General features: G+C 60.8%; 7 protein-coding genes. 4 read left to right on the plus strand and 3 right to left on the minus strand.

The window, feature by feature from the left end:
• Nucleotides 1–10: 10 nt before the first annotated feature.
• Entirely contained in the window at nucleotides 11–1,750 is a 1,740-nt protein-coding gene (locus BFP90_RS23190) for a Gldg family protein (protein WP_065898070.1), read from the plus strand.
• Between the two features lie 17 nt (nucleotides 1,751–1,767).
• On the opposite strand, the gene BFP90_RS23195 is transcribed toward BFP90_RS23190, so the two are convergent.
• The 3 genes from BFP90_RS23195 to BFP90_RS23205 form a co-directional block, all read right to left on the minus strand.
• Nucleotides 1,768–2,076, minus strand: coding sequence for a hypothetical protein (locus tag BFP90_RS23195; RefSeq protein WP_065892562.1), 309 nt, complete (start codon nucleotides 2,074–2,076; stop codon nucleotides 1,768–1,770).
• A 254-nt stretch (nucleotides 2,077–2,330) separates the two neighbouring features.
• Nucleotides 2,331–2,765 (minus strand): DoxX family protein, encoded by a 435-nt coding sequence (locus tag BFP90_RS23200; RefSeq protein ID WP_065884450.1) that lies wholly within the window; start codon nucleotides 2,763–2,765, stop codon nucleotides 2,331–2,333.
• Nucleotides 2,766–2,868: 103 nt separating this feature from the next.
• Entirely contained in the window at nucleotides 2,869–4,290 is a 1,422-nt protein-coding gene (locus tag BFP90_RS23205) for a transglycosylase SLT domain-containing protein (protein WP_065898071.1), read from the minus strand.
• A 235-nt stretch (nucleotides 4,291–4,525) separates the two neighbouring features.
• Between BFP90_RS23205 and BFP90_RS23210 the strand changes: the two genes are divergently transcribed.
• The 3 genes from BFP90_RS23210 to BFP90_RS23220 all read left to right on the plus strand — a co-directional run.
• Nucleotides 4,526–5,344: a TatD family hydrolase gene (locus tag BFP90_RS23210; RefSeq protein WP_065898072.1), complete on the plus strand. Its 819-nt coding sequence runs from the start codon at nucleotides 4,526–4,528 to the stop codon at nucleotides 5,342–5,344.
• An 82-nt stretch (nucleotides 5,345–5,426) separates the two neighbouring features.
• Nucleotides 5,427–6,908 carry a methyl-accepting chemotaxis protein gene (locus BFP90_RS23215; protein WP_065898073.1) on the plus strand — a complete coding sequence of 494 codons (1,482 nt, stop codon included), beginning with the start codon at nucleotides 5,427–5,429 and terminating at the stop codon, nucleotides 6,906–6,908.
• A 198-nt stretch (nucleotides 6,909–7,106) separates the two neighbouring features.
• Nucleotides 7,107–8,622 (plus strand): DUF6531 domain-containing protein (locus BFP90_RS23220; protein ID WP_256097509.1); only part of this gene is annotated, 1,516 nt, incomplete at its 3' end.

The following is an 8,622-nucleotide window of genomic DNA, read 5'->3' on the forward strand; positions in this document are numbered from 1 at the left end:
AAAGTCGCTGATGCGATCCGCTCTTCGTGTGGGTATGACGTTGATCGTCATATTATTACTGTTCCTGGCGTTCAACCTGGTCTGGCTAAACAAACTACCCGATACCCGCTGGGACTTTTCACGACAGAAAATTCATACGTTATCACCCTCGACGCAGCAGTTGCTCACGACGCTTGAAAGCCCGCTGGACTTGTATTACTTCAACTCGCTCACAGCACCCAAAAAAAGCCGAACCGTGAAACGCTTCGGCCAACGCATAGAGGATTTGCTTCAGGAATTCGAAGCGGCCGCCAACGGCATGATCAACCTGCACATTATTGATCCAACCCCTTTTTCCGAAGATGCCTACAAAGCCAGCTTGTTCGGCCTGAATGACACACAAGGATTCCTTGGCCTTATAGGCACGCGTGCCGGCCAGGGTATGCAACGCATCGATGCGTTCAACCCCGTGGACGAACCGCTGCTCGAGTATCAGATCAGCCAACTGATCTATCGGTTGATGCACCCTCAACGGCCCAGTGTCGGCCTGCTGTCCGGGTTGCCGTTGAATGAGTCCGCCAGTCAACTGATGGAGCAGATGCGCGGGCATTTCAACCTGACAGAGTTGGCCTCCAACATCTCCCAGGTGCCTGCCTCGATAGGTAGCTTGATGGTCGTGCAACCGAGGGCGCTTGCCGAACAAGCGCTTTACGCCATGGAACAGTTTGTCCTGGGGGGCGGCAAGCTGATGATCTTCATCGACCCGGTAAGCGAGATGGGGTCTGAAGCCGTATCGGTAGATTCCAGGCTCGATGGCCTGTTGAACGCCTGGGGCATACGCATGCCCACGAACAAGCTGCTGGTCGACAGCCTGTATGCCTCGTCGGCATCGCTCGGCCCGGGCATGCCCACCGTGCTGCACCCCGCCAGGTTGAAACTGCCACGACAGGCAATGAATGCTCAGGATATCAGCACCTGGAAACTCGACAGCCTGAGCGTATCAAGCAGTGGCGCGATCTTGCGCGCCCGAAAAAATCGCAAGACGTTCACCCCGCTGCTGCAAAGCTCTCGGCAGTCTGCGCTGCTGGACGCCGAGCGCTTCGCTTCAACGACGCAGTTCGACGCGCTGATTGACGAAGCCTCCACTTCAGGCCAGCGCCATGTCATCGCCGCGCGTCTCGAGGGGCCGGCCTATTCGGCATTTCCTGACGGATTGAGCGGACAGCCGCCCGGCTTGCAAAAGGCTGCCCGGATCGAGGTCGTGGTGGTTGCCGATACCGATGTACTCGCCGACGCTGTCAGCCAGGCAACGGGCAACAACAACCTGCAGTTCGTACTCAATACCCTGGATAACCTGGCGGCGCCCGCATTACTTGCCAATATTCGCCCGCACATCACGTCGCGTTCGCTCAGCACCCTCACGCCCATGCGCGAAGCTGCCGCACAGGCCTATCGGGAAAAGGCAGCGGAACTGGAACGTCGTCTTGAGCATACCGAACAAGCATGGCAACGGCTCAATCCAAAGGCCACAGGCCTGGGCACCCAGGTCGTGGACACCAGTACCCAATTGCAAGCGCTTAACAAGGAGCGCCTGCGCCTGCCGATGGAATTGCATGCCCTCAAGGCGCAGGCGTATGCACCGTTAAACCGCTTCGAACGCACCATAAAGCTGCTGATGATCGCGATGGTGCCCCTGATGCTGTGCCTGATAGCCTGGCTACGGTATCGCTGCCTGCGTCGACGCCGATGGTCGCCGGTGACCTTTGGCTGATCGCCGGGCGGCGGGTATCAGCGACGGGCAATCAACCCTTGCCGGGCAATACGGGTCAGTTGGCGGATCACCTCTTCGGCATTGCCTGCACTCGGTGCCTGGATAACAGCGAGGTCAAAGCTGTTACTGGCGAAACGCGTCAGGGAGTCGCCGTCTTCCACGAACTGGATCAGGAACGCCGAAGGCCGCCCGGTGCGACGGGGCCAGCCATCCAGGTAGCGCAGCAGCGTCGGCTGGTGCTTGCCGCCCAGGAGGATTTTCGGGCTGCGCTGAGTCAGGTCCGCGGTGATGGGGGCCAGGCGTATCAGGGGGCGTGGTGCATTCATTGTGTCGTGTCTCTGCCTCAAAAGTCTGCGGGCAGGTGAGAGGCAACACCGAACCAGCGCTTTAGCGGTATTTCGACCCGTGCCTGCTGATGAGTGCATGGTTCTGTCGGACTGCTTGAGTCCAGTGGCGCCCCGCAATTAGCTGTTTAAATCGGCGCATGAGCAGCATCCTAGAGAAGCTGGCGGGGCAGTGTCAAGAATCCCGAGCAACGAAAAAGGCCCGCACGTGGCGGGCCTCCTACCTTGCGAAACGATCAGTGGGTGATGGCGCGATCGGCCGAGAGTTTGCCGGCACCTTCGAACAGTACCGCCAGCGAGCCGCCAAGCAGGGCCAGCGCAAACTCATAGCCATTGTTGGCCATGAACAGCCCGTTATGAATGTGCACGGAAAAGATCGCCACCAGCGACAGGAAGGTCAGGCCCAGTGCCGCAGGACGTGCGAGCAGGCCGATGATCAGCGCCAGGCCGGCAAAGAACTCGGTGCCGCCGGACAACACGGCCATCAGGGTGCCCGGCGCCAGGCCGATGCTTTCCATCCATTGGGCAGTGCCGGCCAGACCACCGCCGCCGAACCAGCCAAAAAGTTTTTGCGAGCCGTGGGCAGCGAAGATGATACCGACGAAAATGCGCAGAACGGTCAGACCATAACCTGCGCGAGTGGACAGGACACGGGTAATCAATGGGCTCACGAGGTAAATCCTTTTTCAGATAGGGGTTGGTTGGCCGCTATATTAATCAGTTTAAACAATGATAAAAGCCGAAAAACTGCATTATCACCATCGATAAATTCGATTATTTACGCGACGCAACGTTCGGCGCCGACGGTTCCAGGGACTCCCGCTCCCGGTCGAACGCCAGATAGTATTTGTTGACGCTATTAACATAGCTGACGGCGCCCATCCCTACCTGCTCCATGGCAATGCGTTCAACCTGGAAGAACCACTGATTGGGGTTGAGCCCCCGACGCCGGGCTTCGGTGCGCATGCCCTGCACCCGCTCCGGCCCCATGTTATACGCGGCGAGCACAAAAGCCATGCGTTCACGCTCGTTGAGCTTGGGGCTGGCAAAGAACTTGCGACGGATCATGGCCAGGTAGCGCGCGCCCGCCTGCACATTACTGTCCAGATTCTCGATATTGTTCACGCCCACCCGCTGCGCCGCCGAAGGCGTGATCTGCATCAAACCGGTAGGACCACCGCTGTTGCGTGCCCCTGGGTCAAGCGCGGACTCCTTGAATGCCAGCGCGGCCAGGTTCAACCAGTCCATGCCTTGCTCGCGCGCATGCTTTTGCAGGACCGGGCGCAGTTTCTCCAGGCGTTGACGGTCGGCGCGGGCCAACGGGTTGCGCACCTGGTAGAGACGTCGATAGATACGCTGGAACGCCACATCCTGGTCGGATGGGGTGTGGTAGGTCTTGAGGAAACGATCGATGCTCGCCCGCAGCATCGACGCATCCTGGCGCACGAACCAGTACTCGTCGCCCGGCTCACTGATGACCACCTGCTTGTCAAAGCGCAACTTGGGCAGGATTTTCGACCAGCGCTCGGCAATCGGTTTTTCAACGATGGTCAGGTGAAAGATCCCGGCCTGCACCATCTCCAGCACGTCTTCCACCGCCAGGCTCGGGTCGACCCATTCCACCTTGATCGGCGGGCGCTTGTGCAGGGCCAGTTTCTGGTTGGCCTGGCTGATCGCATCCGCCGCCGCGCTGCCGGTGGTCAACGTCAGGGTGCGACCCGACAATTGCTCCAACCGGGTAAACCGTCGTTCACCCTTGACGCCAACCAGCCACAGCGGCACGTTGCTGGCGATCGGGTCACTGCTGCTGATCTTGTGCGCGGCCTTCACGTCCAGCAGTTCGCCGGGGGCTACCAAGTCGCCTTCGCCACGGGCCAGCGCGGCAAGTAACTGGTCCTTGGCCCTGGGGATGATCTTGAGGTTGATTGCCTGCCCATCGCGGGCACGGCCATTGAGGTATTGCTCGAACGCACGCAGGCGATGGTATTCGACACCGATGGCCTGGCCCTGCACTTCACCGGAGCTGTTGCGGCTCTGGTTGACCAACACGCGCAGGGTACGACTGGAGCGAATCTCTGCCAGGTCACGGACCTTGCCGGGCTTGGTCACTTCCAGCGGCCCATCCAGACGCGCGACCGCCGCCATGGGCAGCAGTAACGTCACGCACATCATGAGTAACGCCGCGGGTCGGATCATCCGCTCTCCGGAAAGAAAACTGGCCAACACCTTCGTTAAACACCAGGTGTCGGGCGTCAGAAACAGAGCGCTTTATGCGCTGGCAACGCGTGCAACGACGACAAGGTAGAGGCAAAGGGCCCGCCACAATGTCGCCGGCGACGTTCAAAGACAGCTATAACGCGTTGTAGTTCTTCGTTTTTCTTATAAATCTGCAGCTCTGATATGCTTTCCGGCCGCAGGCGGAGGTAGCACCATGCAACTCATTGATATCGGCGTCAACCTGACCAACCCCAGTTTCGACGAGAGGCACTCGGCCGTTCTCGAGCGAGCCTACGCCGCCGGCGTGCAGCAATTGGTGCTCACCGGCACCAGTGTCGAAGGCAGCGAGCAGGCCCTGGCGCTGTGCACAAGCCTTGATGACAGTGGGCAACGCCTGTTCAGCACCGCCGGCATTCACCCCCACTCCGCCAGCGCCTGGGGCAGCGACAGCGCCCAGCGTTTGCGCGACTTGCTCAACCAGCCTCGTGTGCGTGCCGTCGGCGAGTGCGGACTGGACTTCAACCGGGACTTTTCGCCGCGCCCACAACAGGAAAAAGTCCTCGAGCAACACCTGGCCCTGGCTGTCGAACTGAAATTGCCGGTGTTCCTTCACGAACGCGATGCCAACCAGCGCCTGCTGGAGATCCTCAAGGATTACCGTGACCACTTGCCCGCCGCCGTGGTGCATTGCTTCACCGGCGAACAACAGGCGCTCTTCAGCTACCTCGACCTTGACCTGCACATCGGCATCACCGGCTGGATCTGCGATGAGCGCCGTGGGACGCATCTGCACCCATTGGTCAGGGAAATTCCCCGCGGCCGTCTGATGCTGGAAAGTGATGCGCCCTACCTGCTGCCACGCACGCTGCGCCCCAAGCCGAAGAACGGCCGCAATGAGCCCGCCTTCCTGAGCGAAGTGCTTCGCGAAGTTGCCCTGCATCGCCATGAAACCCTGGAAGACCTGGCGCTGCACAGTACCGCCTGTGCCCGGGCTTTTTTCGGCTTGCCTACCGTCGGTGATGCGGCGCATTGACCCATGTCAAAAACCCGTTCCTGAGTAGCGGCACAATAATGGCACCTTGCCAATGCTGTTTCCGCTATCAGAGAAAACCTCCATGGGTGCCTGGCTTAGCAATATCTCACTGAAGTACAAATTCTGGGCCGTCAACGCGGTCGCTTTCATCACCACGTTGCTGCTGGTGCTGTATGCCGTCCAGCTCGAACAACAGGCCCGCAGCCAGGCGTCCCAGGTTTCGGCCAGGGCCCAGGCGCAGTTGCTCAACACCTGGCCGGCCGACAAGACACTGCCCACTGGCGAGAACTGGCTGACCTTCACCCGCGACCAGGCGCCACAACGGGCAGGCCAGGATCTGTCCGCCTTGCAAGGCGCAAGCGGCTGGGTCGAGCTCAGTCACCTGCCCTTGTTCGGCGTGAACCCGCTGGTGGGCGCCGAGGTCATCCGCCGTGCCGACGGACAACAGGTCGCCGTTCTCGCCTACGCGCCAAGCCTGCGCCAGGTGTTCGGCGAACGCTTCGTCAACTATGCGGTGGCGGTGGCGGTCCTGATGCTGGCGATGCTCGGCGCCTCGCAACTGCTGATCCGCTTCCTGCTCAGCCAGCTCAACACCCTCAAGGACGTGATGCTCCATGTAGAAAAGACCGGCGACCTGTCCGCCCGGGTGCCCCTGGCCTGCAAGGATGAAGTCGGGCAAATGGCCAGCGCCTTCAATGCCATGCAAGCGGGCTACCAGCGGGTGGTCAATACCGTGGCCCGGACCGCCAGGCAATTGGACGAGGGCGCCGCCCGCCTGGCCAGCAGCATGAACGAGGTGCAGCACGGCATGCTCGGCCAGCAAAGCGAGACCGACCAGGCCGCCACGGCGATCAACGAAATGACCGCCACCGTCCACCATATTGCCCAGCACGCCGGGGCCACCCGCGACCTCTCGCAAACCGCCGATACCCTCGCCGGCAGCGGCCAGGAAGTGGTCACACGTGTGCAACGTTCGATTGCCGGACTGTCCACCGGTGTGCAGCAGACCGCTGAGATGATCCAGAAACTCGCCGAAGACAGCCAGAAAATCAACGGCGTGGTCGGGGTGATCCACAGTATCGCCGAACAGACCAACCTGCTCGCCCTCAACGCCGCCATCGAAGCTGCCCGCGCCGGCGAAATGGGCCGTGGCTTTGCGGTGGTCGCTGACGAAGTGCGCAATCTGGCCAAGCGCGTGCAGAGCTCCACCGACGAAATCACCCGCATGGTCTCGGCGCTGCAAGCCGGTACCCGCGACGCGGTGGACTTCATGCAGGAAAGCTCGCTCAAAGCCGATGACTGCGTGCAACAGGCCCAGGAAGCCGGCGCCGCACTCGCCGAAATCACCGGCGCCGTGGCGCAGATGCGTGAGAGCAACACCCAGATTGCGGTGGCCGCCGAACAGCAGAGCCATGTCGCCGAAGAGATGAACCGCGCCGTGGTGAGTATTCGTGATGTGACCGAGAATACCGTGCAGCAGACCGTGGATTCGGCGACCACCAGTAATGAACTGGCGACGTTGGCGGGAGAATTGAGTAAGGCGATTGGGCAACTGAAGCTGTAGGAGCGCTCAGCCCGTAATCCGACTCCTACAACCATGCCGCAGCATACCTGAGGTTAAAACGAAACTTCTTCGCCATCCCCGCGAATAGCGCCGACTTCTTTTACCTGTGACCCGCTGCAAAGTCCCTCGCCTGATCATTCAGTGCGAGGGATTGCAGATGGTTCTTTTCGTTAGAGCCCCGGTTATTGGGGCTGTGTTTTGATTCCGGCGCTGGCCAGCTTCGTCCTGGCACCCATGGACCCCAAAGCGCCGGATGTTGAAAACGTGCTTGGGGATTTGCGCAATTGCCTGAACACCTTCGACGCGTGGGCCGACAGCTTTTTCAGTGGCTCGGCACTGGAAGTCGAGCAGGTGTTCAAGATCGGTGACGACGTCGCACTGGTCGCGCCGATCTCTTCCGACACACCCAGTCGCACAGTCGCTCAATGCAAGGCCCAGGGTGGGCTGACCCTGGTGCATCTGTTCGAGAGCACGCGCTTCGTTCCTATCGGCAACACGCCGGTGACGCTGCAAGCCATTGCGCCGGACGGCACGCCCTTTGGCGCGCCGCTGCACCGCACCATCGGCCCCAGCGGCATGCTTGAAGTGCCCGAATGTACTCGCGACCAGCGATACCGAGTCACTTTCTACCCCAATGTTTCCAAAGATCACGTCAAGGCGCTGTATGCGTCCTACCAGTCGGTGATTGCCGGACTGGAAGCGGATCTGCGCAAGCAGTGGCGCGAGCGCTTCGAGCCTCAATGGGCCGATTTTGCCAAAGCCCCGTCCTTCAAGCGCAGCGTGAAACAGGGTGCGGCCTTTGCAAGCGGGATTGGCCAGGCCTTTTACAACCTGTGGGACAACATCACCGAGCTGTACGACCTGCTGGCGAACCTTAAGTCCAACAGCGAAAAGCTGCTGCAGTACCTTTCCCAAGCCGAACTCGATGAACTGCTGAAACTGGGCAAGGACACACTCGCCCAAGGCTTTCTGGTGCTCAGCGATGAGCCGCTGCTGTTTATCTATTTGTCGGCGATGGTCAGTTGGATACGCCTGCAGCCGCCGCCCGAAATGTACGAGCTGTTGGGTGAGCTCACCGGCGAAGTCCTGATCAACCTGTTGCTGATATGGGCCACGCGGGGGATGGGGGTGCAGCTTCGGCTGGGGGCTCAGGTGTTGAGTTCTATCAAGTCCGGGCGGGCGCGGGCGTTGTTGGAGTTGCTAGCCAGGCAGGTGCCGGGGCCTGGGCTGGAAACTCACGTGCAGGCGGCCAAGCCTCTGTTGCTGAACAGTGCGGCGACGCCGGTCAAAGCAGTGCCGGTGGCGCCGTTGAAGGCAGGCGAGCAGTTGGTTTCGAACGCGGTGCCGATGGTGCGCAACAAGACGCAACGTACAGCGTTGGTTCGCCAGGAGTCGGTGGATGATGTGCCGGCCGTGGCGTCCAACCCGAAGGGCGATGCGGCGGCTTCTGCGGACAAGACCGTTACGAACGGTTGCCCGGTGTCGATGGTCACCGGCGAGGAACTGCTGACCCTGACCGATGGCGCGCTGGATGGGATCTTGCCATTCGAGTGGACGCGCTTGTATCGCACCAGTGCGGTGGACGTGGATTGCGGGTTGGGGTTTGGCTGGAGTCATGCGCTGGCGCATCGGCTTGTAGTTTCAGGCGATTCGGTGGTGTGGACCGACCATGAGAATCGCTCGACCACCCTGCCCTTGCCGACGGCGGCTCGAC

Origin of the sequence: Pseudomonas sp. 24 E 13 (assembly GCF_900004715.1) — a bacterium.
GTDB lineage: Bacteria > Pseudomonadota > Gammaproteobacteria > Pseudomonadales > Pseudomonadaceae > Aquipseudomonas > Aquipseudomonas orientalis_A.